Below are 18,161 nucleotides of genomic sequence, written 5' to 3' on the forward strand. Positions count from 1 at the left end.
TGCGCGCCGGCCGCTAGCGCCCATTGTGCCGTCAGCTGGCCTGCATCTGCACGGAAATCTGGGTCGACATGCCGGCGCCCTGCCCGTGCAGCCAACGCACCGGCGACGCCGAATCATGGTCGCGCGCCACCGCCAGCCGGCAATGGCTGTCCGAAGCGAAACGGCAATGGGTCACGTCCACGCTGATCCAGCCCAGCTCGGGCAGCCAGATGTCGGCCCAGGCATGCGCCACCGCTTGGTCTTCACGGGTGTACAGATAGCCGCTGACGTAGCGCGCCGGCGTGCCGCAGACGCGGGCGCAAGCCAGGAACAGGTGGGCCTGGTCGCGGCTGCCGCCCCGCCCCAGCGCCAGCACCTGGGCCGCGCCGGGGGCGTCGTCCGCCGCGTCGGCCGCAAAAACCACCCTATCGCAGATGGCCTCGGCCAGCGACAAGGCGTCTTGCGGGGTGGCCAACCCCCGCGGCAGCACCCGGCCCGAGAAGCCGCGCACGGCCTCATCGCCGTGGGTCAGCGCGGTCGGCACGCAATACACGTGCACCGGCAAGCGGTGGTCTTCCGGGCCGACGTGGCCTTGCGACAGCGGCTCGATCTCGACCTGGCCGGTGACCTGTATTTCCACCTCGCTGTGGCGCCGGTTCAGGATCAGCGTGTGGGCGACATTGCCGTAGGCATCGACCTGGGCCTGGATGTCGCCCGGCGCCTGGATCTGCCACCGCAAGGCGCGCTGGTGCTCGTCCAACCGGGGCGTCAGCCGCAAGGTCTGGATGCTGTAGCTGACCGGCGCGGCATAGCGGTAACGCGTAACGTGCTTGACGAGATGCTTCACGAACGTCTCCTTTCCAAGATCACGCGGGCTCTGTGCATCAGCGGCCGGTGTGGTTGCGCTCAGGGAGCGGCGCCTATCTTGCTGGCCGTCTGTGACGATACTGCTAGCAACTCGCGTGCCAGGGCGGGCCGGGCACGCGGATTGCGGGAGTGAGGGGTGGATTTATGGGGGGAACGCCGCCGCCAGACCGGTGCGGCGAGTGAAAATACTGCCATGGCCCGTGCCATTGCGCACCACGCCGGTGCGAGCACGGCGCGCCATGTCGGGCCGGCACCTGGCTCGCGGCCGGCCTACCCCCCACGTTGGGCCAGCGCGTGGCCCGTAACCGGCCTGCACCCCACGTCGGGCCAGCGACTGGCCCGCGACTGGCCTACACCGCACGTTGGGCCAGCGACTGGCCCGCGGCCGGCCTACACCGCGACCGGCTGCTCCAGCCGCAGGCCGCGGCGCTCGGTATCCAGCGTGACCAGCGCGCCCAGCGGCAGCGTCAGGTTGGGGTCGCCATGGCCGCTGGGCCAGGCCGCCAGCACCGGAATGCCGCGCGCCTGGAAGTGCTCCTGCAACAGCGGAAACAGCTGGCTCTGGCCCATGGCGTCGCCGCCCGGCAGGCCCAGGCGGGTGAAATTGCCCGCCAGTACGCCCTTGATGCGGTCGAATTTGCCCGCGGCGCGCAATTGCGACAGCAGCCGGTCGATGCGCGGCAGCGCCTCGTTGACGTCCTCGATGAATAGAATCGCATCGCGCGTGGCGATCTCGTGGCGCGAGCCGATGGTGGCCGCGATCAGCGCCAGGTTGCCGCCCACCAGCCGGCCCGTTGCCGTGCCGGGGGCCAGCGCCACCGGGTACGTGTCCGGGGGCGCCTCGATCCACGCGCCCTGCCCGATCTGCCCGCCTATCATGGCCAGCACATGGCTGGCGGTGGGCTCGGCCTTGCCGGCCAGGATGTCCTGCGCCAGCATCGGCCCGTGAAACGTGACGAATCCGGCCTGCTTCTGGATCGCCAGGTGCAGCGCCGTGATGTCGCTGTAGCCGATGAACGGCTTGGGATGCGCGCGCAGCAGCGCGACATCCAGCTTGCCGGCAATGCGCCACGAGCCAAAACCGCCTTGCAGGCACCACACCGCGCCGATGGCCGGGTCCGCGAACGCCGCGTGCAGATCATTCAGGCGCGCCGCGTCATCGCCCGCCAGGTAATCAAACGGCGCCTCGCTGCGCGTCAGCGCGGCCGGCATGATCCGGGCCTCGTAGCCGCGTGCTTGCAACCAGTCCGCCGCCGCGAACGCCGCGCCATCGGCCGCCGAGGCCGGCGCCACGATAGCCACCTGCCCGCCGGGCCGCAATGCCGGCACCGGCGCGTCGCGGCGGGGTGCGGCGTTGGATGATGGCGTGCCGCCCGGCGCCAGCTGTCCGTCTTCGGCCGGCTGCGGCGCGCGCGCCGCGCACCCCGCCAACGTCAAGCCCGACAACCCCAAGGCCCCCGCCGCGCGCAACACGCTGCGGCGTATCGGATTGACTTCAGGCAGCGGGTAGCCGGCAGAACGGGGCATGCGACGTCCTTTTTATAGATTGATTATTGTTATTTATCAGATAGTTATAGAATAATCGAAGAATCAACTTCAATTTATTCCAGAATTTACTTCAACCTATTCCAGAATTCACCTGAGGTTATTCGAGAATTCACTTTAAGTTGAATCTTGCCCCATCAAGGCGGCCGGCCGGGCCGTCAAACCTGCCCGGCGGCCCGCTTGTGCGCTAGAAGCGCTCGTACTCCAGCCGGTAACGCCACTGCCCCGCCGCCAACCCCGCCATCGGCAAGCGGCCGATGCGCAGGCGGCGCAAGCCCAGCAATTGCAGGCCCGCCGTATCGCACGCGTATTCAATGAACCCCAGCGCGGGCGTCTTCAGTGCAAAGCGCAGGTGGGTTTCGTTCTGCCAGCTCACCTTCATCGGCGTGGCCGCCCGGCCTTCGTAGGCCAGGCCGCGCTGCAAGCGCGCCAGGCCCGCGGCATCCAGCGTGCCGCGCACCTGGGCGATGTATTCCTGTTCCACGTGCCGGCCCTCTTCGACCAGCTTGCGCGCCACGGCGTATTCCTGCGTGTACACCACCAGCCCGCTGGCCGCGCGCTCCAGCGGCGTCACCAGTTTCAGGCCGTTGAATATCCGCTTCAGGTAGCGGTGCCCCGAACGGTCGCCCGGCATCTGGTTGGCGGGCACGATCAGGTTCAGCGCCGATTCCCGCGGGTCCGATGCGGACAGGCCGGCGGGCTTGTGCACCAAAACGGTCACCGGGCGCATGTCTTCCAGCTTGGCGCCGGGCAGCAGGCTCACCGTCTGGCCCGCGCCCACCCGAAAGCCGGGCTCTTCAATGACCTTGCCATCCACGGCCACCCAGCCGCCTTCGATATAGCGTTCGGCATCGCCGCGCGAGCAGGATTGTTCGGTGGCCAGCCGCTTGGCCAGGCGGACGCTGTCGCTCATGGACGGCCTCCCTGGTGCGTGACGGTAAAGGGGGCGGGGAAAAAAAGAAGGGAAATCGGCGGGTAAATCGTCATCTTGGACACTGCGGAAAAGGCGTAGACGGGGCGCTGTTGCGCAAGATTGCCCTTGCGCCGGCCCCAAGGCCAGAATGTTACGCGCTTTCCCCGGGACGCGGCGCCGGCGGGCACCGCCCGCTTGCCGCGTGCTTCACGTCCGCGCCGGCAGCGATGGCGCCGGGTGCGGGGTCCGAGGGGGCCGTGCCGGTTGCGGATGCGCGATCCGCGGCGGCAGCGCCGGCTCCCCTCATCGCCCCCGCGTGCCGGGGTGCAACCGCCCTGCGCGTCACAGTTCGGTCGGGTGCTTCAGCGTGGCCGGCGCGCCGTCCTCGGGCGGCGGCACTTCGTCCACCCAGGCCTTGAGCAGCGTCGAGGTCACCGCCAGGATCACCGGGCCGATGAACAGGCCCACGATGCCAAACGCGAACATGCCGCCCAGCACGCCGGCCAGGATCAGCAGCATCGACAGATCCACCCCGCGCTTGATCAGCATCGGCCGCAGCAGGTTGTCCAGCATGGTGACCAGCACCGCCCACACCAGCAGCAGGATCGCCGCCAGCTTCATCTCGTTCTGGAACAGCCAGATCACCCCGCCCAACAGCGGCAGGAATGGCCCCAGCTGCGCCAGGCACAGCATCAGCATCAGCGCCGTGATGATGCCGGCCGCCGGCACGCCCGCAATCCACAGGCCCAGCCCGCCCAGCGCCGACTGCACCACCGCCGTCACCACGATGCCCAGCGCCACCGCCCGGATCGACAAGCCGGCCAGCCGAATCGCCGCCACGCCGCGGTGGCCCGCCAGGCGGTTGGCGAAACGCTGCATGAACTGCGCCGCCTTGTCGCCCTGAAAGTAAAGAATGCCCGCGATGACGATGGTGATCAGCATGTGCATCACAAACACGCCCACGATCGCCGCATTGCTCAGCAGCCATTTGGCGGCCATGGTCACGTAAGGCTCCAGCCGCGCCAGCAGCCCGCCCGCGCCGGCATCGGCCAGCGCCTGCCATTCCTGGGCAATGCGCGGCCCGCCCAGCGGCACGCTCTGCACCCAGCCCGGCGGCGCCATCAGCGTGTAGTCGGGCAGGCGCTTGATCGCGGTCATGATGGCGCCGCCATGCAGCGCCAGCGTCGAAATCGCCTGATACAACGGCAGCACGATCACCACCAGCAGCACCAGCAGCATCGCCAGCGTGGCCAGCCAGCGCCTGCCGCCGCAGCGCCGCTGCACCGCCAGCATCACCGGCCAGGTCGCCACCACGATGGTGGTCGCCCAGATCAGCCCGAACAGAAAGGGTTTCAGCACATACAGGCTGCCGATCATCAGGGCGGAAAGAATGACGATGACCAGCAGGTTACGGGGCAGATCAGAGGACGGACGCGGGATCGGATTCAAGCGGCGCTCCAGGCGAAGGCGCCCAAGGTGCCTTGGGCGTGTATGAATTTATCCGAAATCCCCCTGGACGGGGGCGCCCGCGCGGGCGCAGAATGAAGCGTCCCTCGCGCCGTGGCGCCGCCTGGCCGCGATGGGCCGCGATGGGCCGCAGCGGCAGACATGGCAAGGGCATGGGCCTTCGCCGCCCGGATTGCCTGGTTTGGGCACGCCAATTGCTGTTGGTTTTCGTCTATTAGTTGTCCCCCTCCCAACAAGACATGCTGTGGATCGCTTGTCGCGGGACGCGCCTGCCCTGACGCAGGGCGCGCCGCGATGCCCTCCAGGCCGGAATCCGGCCCGCGGGTACGACAGGCTGTGTGGATTGCTTGCCATCGTTTCTGCCTGTCCGCCAGGCGGCCCTAAAGGCCGCCGGTCGTGGCCAGGCGTCTTCGCGCCCGCATCCGGCGCGCTTGTGGCAACGCCGGCGTGGATGCAGGCGGCGCCGGCATCATCGGCCCGCTTTGCCGGCAAGCTTCTCTGTGGAGGTATGCAATGAAAACCCTGACCACCGCCGGCATCGTGCTGGCTTTCCTGCTTGCCGGTTGCACCATGAACGGCCCCAGCCGCAGCACGTCCGGCAACAGCACATCGAGCATGCAACGCGATGCGGCCAACTACCACGCCGACAACTTCGGCGAGCCGGACAACACGCCGTTCCAGGGGGTTTATCCCTCGCGTTGACACGGGCGAGACCAAGGAGAAACGCGGCAGGCGGCGTCGCGCCAGACGCGATGCCGTCCGCACGCGGGCTAAAGGATGAATAGCCAGCAGGCTGGCCACGAGCCTGCGCGATTGGACCCGCTGGCGCTTCAATACAATGGCGCCTGCCGGCGCGGTCGCCGTGCGCGTCCCGAGGTCCAAGCCTGCTGTGTTCCCCCTGCGAATCAATCTGCGCGGCCTGGTGCTCGCGCTTACGGTGTTCAGCGCCCTCGCCGCCACCGCCAACGCCCTGTATGCCAGCTACCGCCTGCAACGCGAACAGCTCATTGCCAATACCCTGGAAGCGAACCGGGTCTACGCCGCCAAGCTGGCCGAAAGCGCCGGCAACTTCCTGAAGGCCGCCCAGCGCCAGCTGCGCTACAGCGCGCGCCAGATCGCAGCCCATATGCACGAGCCCGACCTGTTGACCGCCGAGGTGGTGCGCGTGCAGGAGCAAAGCGACAACTTCAACTCGGTGGGCGTGGTGGGCGCCGATGGCCTGATCCTGGCCACGACGCAGAGCTTTCGCAATTTCCTGGGCACCCGCGTCGACAGCCCCGGCAGCCGCGCGGCCTTGCAGGCGCGCCAGCCGCTGATCAGCAAGCCCTATGTATCGATGGCGGGCAACCTGCTGATCAACCTGTCGCATCCCCTCTTTTCAGCGGACGGCCACTATCTGGGCTATCTGGCCGGCACGCTGCACCTGCGCAAGGAAAGCGCGCTGGAAGACCTGCTGGGCAAGCACCACTACACGGACGGCTCTTATCTGTATGTGGTGGATCCCGACGGCCGGCTGATCTATCACACCGATCCGGGCCGGGTGGGCGAACTGGTGCACGGCAATCCCGTCATCGATGCCGTGGTCGGCGGCCGGGCGGGCGCGCAGCGGGTGGTCAATTCCAAGGGGGTGGACATGCTGGCCGGCTATGCGCCGGTGGCCGGCAGCGGCTGGGGCGTGGTGGCGCAGCGGCCGGCCGAAGCCACGCTGGAGCCCATCCATGACCTGCTCTGGGCGCTGGTGGGGTATGCCGCGCCGCTGGCGCTGGTGTTCCTGATGGCGCTGTGGTGGTGTGCGCGGCAGATCTCGTTGCCGCTGTCGCAACTGGCCACCAATGTCGAGCACCATGACGTGGCGGTGGCGATGCAACGGGTGAAGTCCGTGAAGGCCTGGTATTTCGAGGCCGAGCGCCTGAAGCGCGCGGTGATCTGGAGCTTTTCCAGCCTGCAGGACAAGATCGGCAAGCTGAACCTGGCCAGCATCACCGACCCGCTGACCGGCCTGCGCAACCGGCGCGGCACGCAGGATGCGGTGGACCATCTGCAGGCATCGGGCACCCCGTTCGCGGTGGTGGCGCTGGACATCGACCACTTCAAGCAGGTCAATGACACCTACGGCCACACCACCGGCGACCAGGTCATCCAGGCCGTGGCGCAATGGATGCGGGACTGTTCGCGGCCCGGCGACATCCTGTGCCGCAATGGCGGCGAGGAATTCCTGGTCCTGCTGCCGGGCGTGGCGCCGACCGAGGCGACCATCGTGGCCGAACGGCTGCGCAGCCGCATCGCCGGCAATGCGGTGGGCCAGGTCGGCGGCATTACCGTGTCGGCCGGAGTGGCGCAGTGGCCGGCGGCGGGGCCGGACGTGGCCCAGGCGTTCCATGCGGCGGACGCCGCCCTGTATGCCGCCAAGCAGCAAGGCCGCAACCGGGTGGTGTTGCACGGCACGCCTTGAGCGCAATGGCGGCGTCGGCCGACCGGCGCGGACGCGGGACGCGCCAGCCCGGCCGCGCGGCGTGGCCGGGCGTGCGGCCTACGCCGGCGCCAGGCCCCTGACATGGCTGGCGATGGCCGCGGCGATCAGGCCGCCCACCACCGACACATGTTCCAGCGCGAAGAACAGGGCCAGCCTGGCCTGCGGCGGCGGCAGGCGCCAGAAGGCATGCACGATGACGATGGTCAGCACCAGGAAGCCGCCCAGGGCGGCCGCGGCCAGCCACAGCGCCCGGTCCGCGAGGATCAGGGCCGAGCCGCCGACCATCAATGCCGCCACCAGGATGTTGAACAGCGTGGCCGGCCGCAACCCGGCGTCGCGCATCTCTGCCACGCCGCCCCGAAAGTCGAACAGCTTGGCGGCGCCTGAAGCGAGGAACACCACCGCCAGGAACAACCGGGCGACGAACCAGAGCCAATCGCTCTGCAAGAGGGAATCGATGAACAGCGGGGTCTGCATGGATGCGGGTCCTGGGTTGCCAATTACGGAGCCACGGACTATAAAACCTCAACTTAACTTCAGGTCAACACCCATGGCAGCCGACAAGGCCCTGGACGGCGCGCGCTTGCTGACGGTGGGCGAAGTTGCCCGGCGCAGCGGCGTGGCGGTGTCCACCCTGCACTTCTACGAATCCAAGGGCTTGATCCAGAGCGCGCGCAGCGGCGGCAACCAGCGGCGCTATCCCGGCATCGTGCTGCGCTATATCGCCATCATCAAAGTGGCGCAGCGCACCGGCATCCCGCTGGAGGAAATCCGCGAGACCATGGCGCGGTTTCCGCAGGACGGCAGCAAGCTGACGCCGGCGCAGTGGAAGCAATTGTCGTCGCAGTGGCGCGAGAACCTGGACGAACGGATCCGCAAGCTGACCCGGCTGCGCGACGAACTGGACAGTTGCATCGGCTGCGGCTGCCTGTCGCTGCAGGACTGTCCGCTGCGCAATCCCGATGACGTGCTGGGCCGCGACGGCCCGGGCCCGCGGATACTGGAACGGCCCTAGGGCCCGTTCCCAATAGAAGGCGCCTCGCACGAGCAGCCAAATGCGTGACTATGAAGGCGCGAAGCGCAGTCGTGGCCGGCCCCCGGCGAGCATTCGCCATGCAGAGAGGCGCGCATTGGGGTACTCACCCTGCGGGCAGGCCTTCCCCCAACGCCGAGCCACGGCCCCTGCCGCCCGGCCGTCCGGTAATGATCCGCATTGATTGCACAGGGTTGCGCAACGGGATGTATTCGATTGACATAGTGTTGCACCAACGCCGGAGATAATCGCTTTTGTGCGACGAAGTCGGCGATTTACCCTGGGCAATTACAGTATCCTGCGCGCAGAGAAACACCGCATCAGGCCGGCCCACCCGTATATGTTGCGCAGTAGATTTTCGATCCAGTCCCTCGAACGCTATTTCTTGATCCTGGCGGCGGGGGTCGTGTTGCCGATGTCGGTGTTGACGGCGATTCTGCTTTTCCAAAGCCGCGACGCCTATGTCGCCACCGACGATGCGCAGCGCGCCTTCCGGGTGGTTCGGGCCACCGTGAACGCCATGGAAAAGGTATCGGCCGAACGCGGACCCATGAACGCGGCGCTGGGCGCTGATTATCCGGTGGCCCAGCCCCTGCTTGATGCGCTGCAAGCGGCGCGCGACCGCAGCGATACCAGCATTGCCCAATTGCTGGCCTTGTACCGCGCTCCGCTCAGCCCGGACAGCGCCAAGGAATTCACCAATATCCAGCGCATCCGCTACGCCTTGATCCAGGCGCGGGCCGAAGCCGACCGGCTGATCGCCCTGCCCCGCGAGGCCGTGTCGGGCTACGCCGTGCTGACGGCGGTCAACGGCATGGTGGCGCTGGTGCCTGAATTGCAGGCCGCGATGGCCGAGAGCGTCGGCGTGGTCATGCAGAACGAAGCCGACGCCCCCAGCCTGCTGACCCTGGCGTTGCTGGCCAGCGATCTACGCGAACAAGCCGGCTTGCTGGGATCGATTTTCACACCCGCGCTGGCCAAGCGGCGCCAGCTGACGGACGCCGACGAATATCGCATCGAACGCGTGCTGGGGCGCATCGACCAGCTGCGCGCGCTGCTGGAAGCCCGCATTGCCACCCGCCCGAAATTGCGCGCCTCGCTGATGTACATGGATCTGCAACGCCTCTATTTCGGCGAAGGCATGCATTACCTTGAAGCGGTGCGCGACAGGGCTGCGCTGCAGCCGGGCGGCGCGGACATATCCACCGCCGAGCTGGCCCGGAACTACGTGCCGCTGATGGCGTCCATCACCCAGTTCCGCGACCTGATGCTGGACAGCATCGAAGAGGGCATGCGCCAGCGCCGCGACGACGCGATCCGGCTGCTGGTCATCACCTTGGTGGCGGCCACCATGCTTGCGGCCGCGCTGATGTTGTCGCTGGGGCAGTTCCGCCGCCGCGTGATCCGGCCATTCGTGCAGGCCACCCGCATCATCGGCGCCATCGCCGACGGCAAGGCGATGTCCACGATTCCGGTGGGCCAGTACCGTGGGGAAGTCGACGGCATGTTCAAGGCGCTGCGCGTGCTTGAAGACAACGCTAGCGCGCGCAAGCAACTGGAACGGGAGCGCGACCGGCTGATCGTGGACCTGGCCGTCATGGCCGAAACCGACTTCCTGACCGGCCTGTTGAACCGCCGCGCCTTTGAACACCGCTTCGAGCAGGCGCTGACGCAATGGAGCGGCTCGGAAGAAGTGCTGGCGTTCATCCTGTTCGACATCGACGACTTCAAGGGCATCAACGATACCTATGGCCACGCCAGCGGCGATCAGGCCCTGAAGACTGTGGCGGACCTGTGCCGCCAGACCTGGCGCCAGTCCGACGTGGTGGCCCGGGTGGGCGGCGAGGAATTCGCGGTGCTTTGCCGCACGCGTACCGCGGAGCAGGCGGTGGCGGCAGCCGAGCGCATGCGGGTGTGCATCGCACGGGCACGCGTGCCCGCCGAGAACGGCGCCGTCTTTGCGCTGACCGCCAGTTTCGGCGTGGCCTATGCGTCCTGGCGCAATACCGGCGCGGCCGACACGCTCTTTCGCCAGGCGGACGAGCTGCTGTACCAAGCCAAGATGAGCGGCAAGGACCGCGTGGTGTCCAGCGACGTCGGCTAATACCGCGAATCGGCGCCACGCCTGGCGCGTGCCGCAGCCCCAAACGACAACCGCCGCCAGCTTGCGCTGGCGGCGGCGTGGGTTACCTGGATTGGCGGGGTTCAGGCGGGAGCGTGCGCGGCCTTGTCCTGGGACGGTTTGACCTGCGCCGGACGCGGCGTGGCTTCGGGATCGGGACGAGTTTCAGGCGCCTTCCAGTTCAGCGGGGGAACTTCGACGCGCGACTTCTTGCTGATCAGTTGGGACATGTGCGTACTCCTGTTTGTAGTGTTGGCCTGCCCCGCGCAAGCGCACAACACGAATATCCAGCGCGCCCGGGATGCGTGGAGATGATGCAGGGGGTGGCATCAGGAACGGGCGCCAGGGCAAGACCCTGGGAGGTATCGTCGGAGGGGGGTTATTGATCTGGCTGGCGAACCGAGTAGCGAGAGCCTGGGCGCGAGGCGTTGAGCCCGGAGACCCGATTGGATGGCACTGCGTTGGGTGATTTACCAGCGTTCGACGACGATAAAAGAATTTTACACAAAAATAAAAGAAAAAGCCAGCAACTTGACGAATGAGAATGATCGTTCTACTATCTGGGCATCTTTTACAGAACGATCGTTCTCCATCGCGCCATGGCCCATCCCCCCTCTTCCGCCGTCACAGGCACCCGCCAACGCTTGCTGCAAGCGACAGAACAATTGATCTATGCCGGCGGCATCCATGCCACGGGCATGGACCTGATCGTCAAGACCTCTGGTGTGGCACGCAAGAGCGTGTACCAGCATTTTCCGAACAAGGAAGCGCTGGTGGCCGCGGCGCTGCAGGCGCGGGACGAGCGCTGGATGCAGTGGTTCATCGGCGCCACGTCGGCTGCGGTGTCGCCCAGGGCGCGGTTGCTGTCGCTGTTCGATGCGTTGCGCGACTGGTTTGCGTCGGACGGATTTCGTGGCTGCGCATTCCTGAACGCGGCCGGTGAAGTCGGTGACGACAGCAGTCCCATCGTGGCGGTGTCGCGCGAACACAAGGCGCGGCTGCTGGCCTATGTGCGTGAATTGACCCGGGCGGCGGCCTTGCCGGAGCCCGACGAGGCCGCCCTGCAGCTCCTGGTGCTGATCGACGGCGCGATCGCGGTCGCCTTGGTGTCGCGCGACCCGGCCATCGCCGACAGTGCGCAACGCGCCGCCGCGCGGTTGTTGCTCTTTCCCCCCCACCCATGAGGTATCCGCGATGACATCGACCTCCGCTATCCGCCCTCCGCTTCCGCCTTTTACCCACGCCAGCGCCGTCCAGAAAGTGCGGCTGGCCGAAGACGGCTGGAACAGCCGCGACCCCGACAAGGTCGCGCTGGCCTACAGCCTGGACACGCACTGGCGCAACCGCGCCGAGTTCGTCAAGAACCGCGACGAGGCGCGCGCCTTCCTGGCGCGCAAATGGGCCAAGGAACTGGATTACCGGCTGATTAAGGAACTGTGGGCGTTTACCGGCAACCGCATCGCGGTGCGCTATGCCTACGAATGGCATGACGATTCAGGCAACTGGTTCCGCTCTTACGGCAACGAAAACTGGGAATTCGGCGAAGACGGGCTGATGATTCACCGCTATGCCTGCATCAACGACCTGCCCATCAAGGAAGCGGACCGCAAGTTCCGCTGGCCGTTGGGGCGCCGGCCCGATGACCACCCCGGGCTGTCGGAACTGGGGTTGTGACCGATGGGGTGTCGCGGCCTTCCATGACGTCTCGGGCAGGCCGCGGCCAGCGCCGCTAAGGCGTGGACACCCACTTGATGCCTTCGCCGTCGTCGCCGGCCTGCGCCGGCAGCGGCAACCTGACCTGGCGGCCGCCGTGCTCGACGATCAAAGCGCTGGCGTCGATGCCCGCCAGGCGGGCCGAGCGCGTCAGGCGGTCGCCGATGGCATAGGCTTGGGGCGGCCCGCCATCGATGGACAGGACCGCGACGCCGCGGCCGTCACCCGCCAGCACGCCGGCCACACGCACGTCCAGTTTCGCCGGACCGGGCGACAGCCACGCCGCCACGCTGGCGGCGCCATTGTCGCCGCGCGCGGGCGCCGTCACCGGCGCCGCCAGGGGCTGGGACAACGGCTCGGCGAGGCGCCAGCCCCACCAGGCCAGCCCCGACACCAGCGCCACGGCGCCGGCCAGACGCACCACGCCCGGCCACGTTGGCCGGGTCGCGCGGTCAAAGCGAAGGTTCGTGATCATCCGGCATGTTCCTGGTGTGTCGTGGGCTGGCGTAATGGCTCTGGGTCTCTGCCATCCTGCTCCCGGGTTGCTTCAAATCAGCGTCAATGACCTTGCAGACACCCGCCCTTCAATGCAGCAGGAATACCTTGCGATAGCGCATGGGCGTCTGCCCGAGCACGCCACGCGAGATCACCAGCTCCAATGCCGTGGCGGGCTGTTCGCCCTGGCCGGGCAACGCGACCCAGCCGCGGCCGGGGGCCCAGGCGCGCAGGCTGAAGTCCAGCAGATCGTCCAGCACCGGCGTGGCCGCATCCGGCGGCGGCGGCGCCAAGGGGTAGACGTCGCTGGGCGGACCGGCGGCGCGCAGCAAGCGGTAGCCGTGGCGTTCCCAGATCACGCGTTGGCGGGCGTCGGGCCGGCCGGGCGCGCCGCGCAGGATGTCGACGCGCGGCGTGGGCGTTTTCATGCCGGCCACGGCGATGGCGTCGGGCAGCAGCTGCGGCAGGACGACGGGCGGATCGGTGTCTTCGACGGCGGCCGCCTGACCGGCCGCCATGGCAGGAGACTGCGCCGGGCCGCCCTCGCCCTTCGCGGGCGATGCCTGCGACGCCGCGCCCTTGCCTGGCACGGCCGGCGATGACGCCGCCAGCGATTGCAGCGTGGCCGGATCGACCACGCTACGCGCGGCGATATCGCGCTCGAATTGATCGAACGCACGCTGCATGGCCATGGCGTCGTCGGTGTGCTGGTCGAGCTTGCGGCTGGTCAACGCGACGCTGTCGATCGCGCGCCATGAGATCAGGCTGATGATGGCCATGATCATGATGGCGATGATGACCTCGATCAGCGTGAAGCCGGACTCATGGCTCGGGACGCGGTCGGTCGGCCGATGAGCGCCGGCGCCACGGCAGGGTGCGATGTCCGGACAGGCGGCCAGGCGGTTCGCTGTCATCGCCGGCCTAGGGTTGCGTGTCGATCACGCCGGACAGCGTGGCCAGGCGCGACGCGGGCCGGGCGTCCAGATAGACCTCCACCGTGACCTCGCGAGCGCCCTGGCGGGCATCGGCGTAGCGGCTTTCGCAGACCAGGTTCAGCGCGCCTTGCGGGCAGGCGCCGCGGTCGCGGCTGGCGGTGAGCGCGGGCGGCGCCAATTGCAGTTCGATCAGCCGGTTCTGCGCCGACAGCAGCGCCAGTGCGCGTTCGCGCAGGATGCCGTTGTTAGTGGTCAGCATGCCGGTCGTGCGCATGACGGCGGCCAGGGCGACGCTGACGATGGCAAGCGCGATCAGGATCTCCAGCAGCGTGAACCCCCGCTGGCGCCCCGGCATGGCCGCCGGCGCGGCCCGATACGGCCGCTGGCCGCCAGCCGCCAGGACCTGTTCCGGCCAGCGGCGCCGCGGCGGCCGGCGCGGCATCGGGCGGGTCTGCGCCGACACCCTATTGCACCCGGAAACGGCCGCTGGCGTCGCGGCGGACTTCGACCTGGCCGGCAGCGCTGGACAGCGTCAGGCGCCAGGGCTGGCCAAACCATTCGGCCGTCAGGACGACCGGACCGGCGGGCGCGATGCGCACCGGTCCGGCTTGCCAGCGCTGCGGCCGCAATGCGCTGTCACGGCGGAAGTCCTCGACGCGCAGCGGATCCAGCACGGGCACCCCGCCCTCGTCCGTCCAGGCGCCGCGCACGAAACGGTAGCCGTCGGCGTCGGCCTGCCAGGCGATGGCGCGGCCGTCGCCGCGCACCTCGCTTTGCGCCACGGCGAAGCGCTCCGCCAGGCGTTGGGCATCGTCGCGCAGCTGGCGTGCCGGGTCAGACCGGATGGACAGGCCCAGCGCCGCGGTGGCGATGCCCACAATGACCAGCACCACCATCAGTTCGATCAGGGTGAAACCGCGTTGATTCATGCCTGCAACCGCGCCGCCTGGCTTTCGACGTGGCGGCACGCGTCGCGCAGGTGCCGCCTGACGATGCGGCCGGACACGCCGTAGCGCGCCGCGGCCTCGCTCTGCAGCATGCCTTCGATGCGCACGTCGATGAAGATTTCGCGTTGCTGGCGGGGCAACGTATCGATCAGGCGCAGCAGGTCACGCATGGACGAGCGCGCCTGCGCGATGCGTTGGGGGCCGGGGGCCGTGTCTTCGACGTCTTCCAGGTCGATATCGTGACAGGCGCCGCGCAGCGGACGTTCGGCGCGCAGCCGGTCGATGGCGATGTTGCAGGCCATGCGGAACACGTAGGCGCCCGGATTGGCCACGGCAACGCCCGGGTCGGCATCGCCGTCGGCCAGGCGCAGCCAGGCGTCGTGCAGGCTGTCGGCGGCCAGGTCGGCACAACCCAGGTGGGCGCGCAGCGTGTTCAGCAGCCGCGGGTAATGCGTTGCAACGAAGTCGCCCAGGCTGGGGCCGCGCCACCGGGAGACCGGCGCGGCCCCGCCCGCCACGAACTCGTCGCGGCGCCGCTGCGCGGGCGGCGCCGGCTCAAGGCATAAGGGCATGGCGGCTCTCCGTGGCAGCCCGGCCGCCGGGCGCAAGCGGGCGCCGTCCGGTGCCGGCCGGACGCTGGGCGGCCCGCTTGCGCATTGCCCAGTTGGCGGGGGTCATCAGGCCGTCGTCCAGCGCCTGGCGCAGCAGCGCGACAATGCCGTCGTGCGCCGCGATGGCGTCCAGTTCCTGGTCAAAGGTCGGCGCGCATTCGCAGCCGTTGCCTTCGGACAGTCCCGCAAACCAGCGAAACAGCAGGTTGTAGGCGATCTGCTCATGAAAATACGGCTTGCTGCCGGCCGGATACAGCACATGCAGGACATAGGTGCGGCACAGGATTGCCGGGTCCACCGTCAGGCCGCATTCCTGGCTGGCCTGGCGCAATAAGCCGGCGTGGATGCGCAGCGTGTCGTCCAGGTGTTCGCGCAGCGCCACCAGGGGATGGCGCGGCGGCACGTAGCGGGTCAGCTGGATCTGGCCGATCCAGGTCTCGTGCGACACGACCCAGACCCAAGGGGAACCGTAGCGGGATACCGATACGGGTTGCTGCCGGGCGCAATCGAGCACCTTGGAAAGTTTGCGGTCCAGCTCGAGCATGCCTACGTTGACGGTTGCCGACACCATGCGCTCCTTAGGGCCTGGTGGGCCCCGGTCCGGTTCGGCCGCGCTGCGTATGGCGCGGCCTGTACCCCTAAGACGACTCGACCGGACCGAACCCGCCAGGTTTTTTAAAGGGACATCACCGGTGCTTGGCGGCCGCCCGGCGCGCCGGCCGCTTCCCCGCCCGGTCCTGGGCAATCAGTCCGGCCCCGCCGCCCGGGCGCGCCAGGCTTGCAACAAGGGACGGTTCAACGCGATGCCGGTAGCCTGTTCGATGGGCGCCACCGGCGCGCCGTCCAGGCTCCGCGCCAGGATGCCGACCATCTCGGCGCTGGCCAGCACCCGTTCCAGGGCATGGCCGAATTCCTGCGGGCTCCAGATTTCCTGGTCCAGCGACAGGCCGACGAACCAGCGGAACAGCAGGTTGCAGGAAATCTGCTCGTGCAGGCCGGCCTCGGTTTCCACGCCATAGACCAGCTGGATGACCAGCGCCCGCAAGAGCGGCGGCGCTTCGATGCGCAAGCGCGCGCGAATGGCGGCCGCATGCAGGCGCGGCTGGCTGGCGGCCAGCGCGCGATCGACGTGGTCGCGCAGCGCCGCCAGCGGGTGGCCGGCCGGGTTGAATTCGACCCGGCGGGTATTGCGGGACCAGACCTCGTGCGAGACGATCCAGACCCAAGGCGAGCCGTAGCGATGCACGGACACGGGATGCTCCCATGCCGAGTCCACCACGGCGGACAGATTTTCTTTCAGTTCCCGGATGCCGATATTCGGTTTACGCGACACGCATGCTCCCCATCGCGCGGGCGCGCCATGCGCCCTGATGGCGGATATGCGCGGCCTGCCTGTATAGGAGTAGGACGAGATGGGCGGGTCAAACCCGCCACGCCGGTTCCTTCAGCTCAGCAACACCACGTTGCCCGGCAGGCGCGTCGCGGTCAGGCCGAAGGCTTTTTCGATCTGCACCAGCACCTTGTCCATGTCGCGGATTTCAAAGCGGCCGCTCAGGGCGCTGGCGTGGCCCGGGTTGTCCAGCAACACGACACGGCCGCGGCGATAGCGGTTGATTTCGGTCACGACGTCGGCCAGCGGCGCCTGGCGGAACACCAGCGAACCCTGGCGCCAGGCGGAGGTTTCGGCCGGATCGATCTGCTGCACGGCCCCCAGGCCCTGCTTGTCGTAGAACAGGCGCTGGTTCGGCCCCAGGACGGTAGCGCCGCCGTCCAGCGCCACACGCACGCTGCCCGCGATGCAGGTCACGCAGACGGTGCCGCCCAGGTTGCGCAATTCGAAGCGCGCGCCGCGCGCCTGGGCGCTGCCCTGCCCGGCCATGACCGTGACGGCGGTGGGCGAGGCCTGGCCGTCGAACGCGGCTTCGCCCGCGATCAGTTCCACGCGGACCGTGCCTGGCTGCTCGGCCCGCAGGGCGATGCTGGTCTGGGTATTCATGTCCACCTGCACGCGCTCGCCCAGGCCGAATTGGCGGCGATCTCCCGTGTCGGTGCGGTAGTCGGCCATCCATTCGTCCCAGGCCGGCCACAGGCGGAACGGCGGCGCCACGACGGCGGCCACCGCGGCGGCGCCCGCGCCGCTCAGCGCCGCGCCCAGGAACGCGCGGCGACCCCAGCCGGCGGCGCGCGCCAGGCCGGCGGCGGGTTGCTCGCGCTGCCGCCGCAAGACGGCTTGGCCGGCCGGCGCCAGCTGGACCCAGAAGCGCTGCTCGGCGGCGAACGCCTGGGCATGGCGCTCGTTGGCCGCGCACCATGCCTTGAGCGCGTCGGCCTGGCGCAGCGTGGCCTGCCCGGATGCGATCAGGCGGATCCAGGCGCGGGCCTGACGTTCGATGTCCGCCTGTCTGCGATCGGCGGCCTGGCTTGCGGTGTTCATTGCATACTCTCTCGATGCCGCCGCGCCGCCACTTGCGGGCGATAGGGCGCGCCGTTTTTCCCCTTGACATCCATAGGACGACTCTCGCAGCCGGAACCCGCCTTATGGTGACAATAATTTACGTGTTCGCCGGGCACAGTACTCGTGGGCGCTGCGCAGTTCGCGTTCGACGGTGCGTAGCGACACGCCCATTTTTTTGGCGATGTCGTTCTGGGGCAGGCCTTCCAGCCGCACGGCGAGCAGGATGTCGCGCTGCCGCGCGGGCAGCTCGCCCATGGCGCGGGTCAGCGCGTCGAGCTCGGCACGCCCTTCGGCGATGCGGTCGGGGCCCGGCGCCGGATCGGCGATGTTCAGCAGCACCTCGGCCTCGGCGACCGTCAGGCGGCGATTCTCGAGGCGCTGCTGGTCCACGGCCACATTGACCGCCATACGCATCAGATAAGGCCCGGGGCTGTCGACGGGGCCGAGGTCTTCCTTGGCCTCCAGGCGCAGCCAGGTGTCCTGCAGCGCGTCGCTGGCCAGGTCCGGGCACCCCAGGCGCCGCGTCAGGCGCGCCTTCAGGTCGTCGTAGCGTTGCAGCATGAAATCGCGCAGGACCGACAGGCTGGAGGGCATCATGAATCTGTG

The 18,161-nt window shown here is 68.5% G+C and carries 21 protein-coding genes; 6 read left to right on the forward strand and 15 right to left on the reverse strand.

Features of this window, described 5'->3' with window-relative positions; all coding sequences use genetic code 11:
* Positions 1-31 precede the first annotated feature (31 nt).
* The 4 genes from A9974_RS19350 to ydiK form a co-directional block, all read right to left on the reverse strand.
* Complete coding sequence (locus tag A9974_RS19350) at positions 32-826, reverse strand: transglutaminase family protein (protein WP_183005793.1); 795 nt, start codon at positions 824-826, stop codon at positions 32-34.
* 410 nt (positions 827-1,236) lie between these two features.
* A complete protein-coding gene (locus A9974_RS19355) occupies positions 1,237-2,175 on the reverse strand; it encodes an LD-carboxypeptidase (protein WP_183005842.1) in 939 nt (312 codons plus the stop codon).
* A 403-nt stretch (positions 2,176-2,578) separates the two neighbouring features.
* Positions 2,579-3,304 carry an RNA pseudouridine synthase gene (locus tag A9974_RS19360; RefSeq protein ID WP_183005794.1) on the reverse strand — a complete coding sequence of 242 codons (726 nt, stop codon included), beginning with the start codon at positions 3,302-3,304 and terminating at the stop codon, positions 2,579-2,581.
* Positions 3,305-3,646: 342 nt separating this feature from the next.
* Positions 3,647-4,753, reverse strand: a complete 1,107-nt coding sequence (gene ydiK / locus A9974_RS19365) for an AI-2E family transporter YdiK (RefSeq protein WP_183005795.1) — start codon at positions 4,751-4,753, stop codon at positions 3,647-3,649.
* A 531-nt stretch (positions 4,754-5,284) separates the two neighbouring features.
* Between ydiK and A9974_RS19370 the strand changes: the two genes are divergently transcribed.
* Positions 5,285-5,473: a hypothetical protein gene (locus A9974_RS19370; protein WP_183005796.1), complete on the forward strand. Its 189-nt coding sequence runs from the start codon at positions 5,285-5,287 to the stop codon at positions 5,471-5,473.
* 187 nt (positions 5,474-5,660) lie between these two features.
* Entirely contained in the window at positions 5,661-7,223 is a 1,563-nt protein-coding gene (locus tag A9974_RS19375; protein ID WP_370539652.1) for a diguanylate cyclase domain-containing protein, read from the forward strand.
* A 78-nt stretch (positions 7,224-7,301) separates the two neighbouring features.
* On the opposite strand, the gene A9974_RS19380 is transcribed toward A9974_RS19375, so the two are convergent.
* Entirely contained in the window at positions 7,302-7,721 is a 420-nt protein-coding gene (locus tag A9974_RS19380; RefSeq protein WP_183005798.1) for a DoxX family protein, read from the reverse strand.
* A gap of 73 nt (positions 7,722-7,794) precedes the next feature.
* Between A9974_RS19380 and soxR the strand changes: the two genes are divergently transcribed.
* Together soxR and A9974_RS19390 are read left to right on the forward strand one after the other, a co-directional pair.
* The gene (gene soxR / locus A9974_RS19385; protein WP_183005799.1) at positions 7,795-8,259 is read left to right on the forward strand and encodes a redox-sensitive transcriptional activator SoxR; all 465 of its coding nucleotides are present in this window, start codon (positions 7,795-7,797) and stop codon (positions 8,257-8,259) included.
* A gap of 358 nt (positions 8,260-8,617) precedes the next feature.
* On the forward strand, positions 8,618-10,381 hold the full coding sequence (locus tag A9974_RS19390; protein ID WP_183005800.1) for a diguanylate cyclase: 1,764 nt from the start codon (positions 8,618-8,620) through the stop codon (positions 10,379-10,381).
* A gap of 101 nt (positions 10,382-10,482) precedes the next feature.
* Here the strand turns inward: A9974_RS19390 and A9974_RS19395 are convergent, their stop codons facing one another.
* On the reverse strand, positions 10,483-10,629 hold the full coding sequence (locus A9974_RS19395) for a hypothetical protein (protein ID WP_183005801.1): 147 nt from the start codon (positions 10,627-10,629) through the stop codon (positions 10,483-10,485).
* A gap of 369 nt (positions 10,630-10,998) precedes the next feature.
* Here A9974_RS19395 and A9974_RS19400 point away from each other — a divergent pair, with 369 nt between their 5' ends.
* Both A9974_RS19400 and A9974_RS19405 read left to right on the forward strand, forming a co-directional pair.
* Complete coding sequence (locus tag A9974_RS19400) at positions 10,999-11,583, forward strand: TetR/AcrR family transcriptional regulator (protein WP_183005802.1); 585 nt, start codon at positions 10,999-11,001, stop codon at positions 11,581-11,583.
* A gap of 10 nt (positions 11,584-11,593) precedes the next feature.
* Positions 11,594-12,073 carry a DUF1348 family protein gene (locus A9974_RS19405; protein WP_183005803.1) on the forward strand — a complete coding sequence of 160 codons (480 nt, stop codon included), beginning with the start codon at positions 11,594-11,596 and terminating at the stop codon, positions 12,071-12,073.
* Positions 12,074-12,128: 55 nt separating this feature from the next.
* On the opposite strand, the gene A9974_RS19410 is transcribed toward A9974_RS19405, so the two are convergent.
* The 9 genes from A9974_RS19410 to A9974_RS19450 all read right to left on the reverse strand — a co-directional run bounded on the left by A9974_RS19410 (position 12,129) and on the right by A9974_RS19450 (position 18,152).
* Positions 12,129-12,587, reverse strand: coding sequence for a type II secretion system protein N (locus A9974_RS19410; protein WP_183005804.1), 459 nt, complete (start codon positions 12,585-12,587; stop codon positions 12,129-12,131).
* A 109-nt stretch (positions 12,588-12,696) separates the two neighbouring features.
* Positions 12,697-13,521: a type II secretion system protein J gene (locus tag A9974_RS19415; protein ID WP_183005805.1), complete on the reverse strand. Its 825-nt coding sequence runs from the start codon at positions 13,519-13,521 to the stop codon at positions 12,697-12,699.
* 7 nt (positions 13,522-13,528) lie between these two features.
* Positions 13,529-13,984 (reverse strand): type II secretion system minor pseudopilin GspI, encoded by a 456-nt coding sequence (gspI, locus tag A9974_RS19420; RefSeq protein WP_255468238.1) that lies wholly within the window; start codon positions 13,982-13,984, stop codon positions 13,529-13,531.
* Between the two features lie 22 nt (positions 13,985-14,006).
* Entirely contained in the window at positions 14,007-14,471 is a 465-nt protein-coding gene (gene gspH / locus A9974_RS19425) for a type II secretion system minor pseudopilin GspH (RefSeq protein WP_183005806.1), read from the reverse strand.
* Entirely contained in the window at positions 14,468-15,061 is a 594-nt protein-coding gene (locus tag A9974_RS19430; protein WP_183005807.1) for an RNA polymerase sigma factor, read from the reverse strand. The genes gspH and A9974_RS19430 overlap by 4 nt, the downstream gene beginning before the upstream one ends.
* Entirely contained in the window at positions 15,045-15,671 is a 627-nt protein-coding gene (locus tag A9974_RS19435) for a hypothetical protein (RefSeq protein WP_183005808.1), read from the reverse strand. Before A9974_RS19435 ends, A9974_RS19430 begins: the two co-directional genes overlap by 17 nt.
* 174 nt (positions 15,672-15,845) lie before the next feature.
* Positions 15,846-16,433 carry a transposase gene (locus A9974_RS29675; protein ID WP_183005809.1) on the reverse strand — a complete coding sequence of 196 codons (588 nt, stop codon included), beginning with the start codon at positions 16,431-16,433 and terminating at the stop codon, positions 15,846-15,848.
* Between the two features lie 111 nt (positions 16,434-16,544).
* A complete protein-coding gene (locus A9974_RS19445) occupies positions 16,545-17,534 on the reverse strand; it encodes a FecR domain-containing protein (RefSeq protein ID WP_183005810.1) in 990 nt (329 codons plus the stop codon).
* 102 nt (positions 17,535-17,636) lie between these two features.
* The gene (locus A9974_RS19450; protein ID WP_183005811.1) at positions 17,637-18,152 is read right to left on the reverse strand and encodes an RNA polymerase sigma factor; all 516 of its coding nucleotides are present in this window, start codon (positions 18,150-18,152) and stop codon (positions 17,637-17,639) included.
* Between the last annotated feature and the right edge of the window lie 9 nt (positions 18,153-18,161).

It is taken from the genome of Achromobacter sp. UMC71 (assembly GCF_014170305.1).
Lineage (GTDB): Bacteria > Pseudomonadota > Gammaproteobacteria > Burkholderiales > Burkholderiaceae_B > Achromobacter.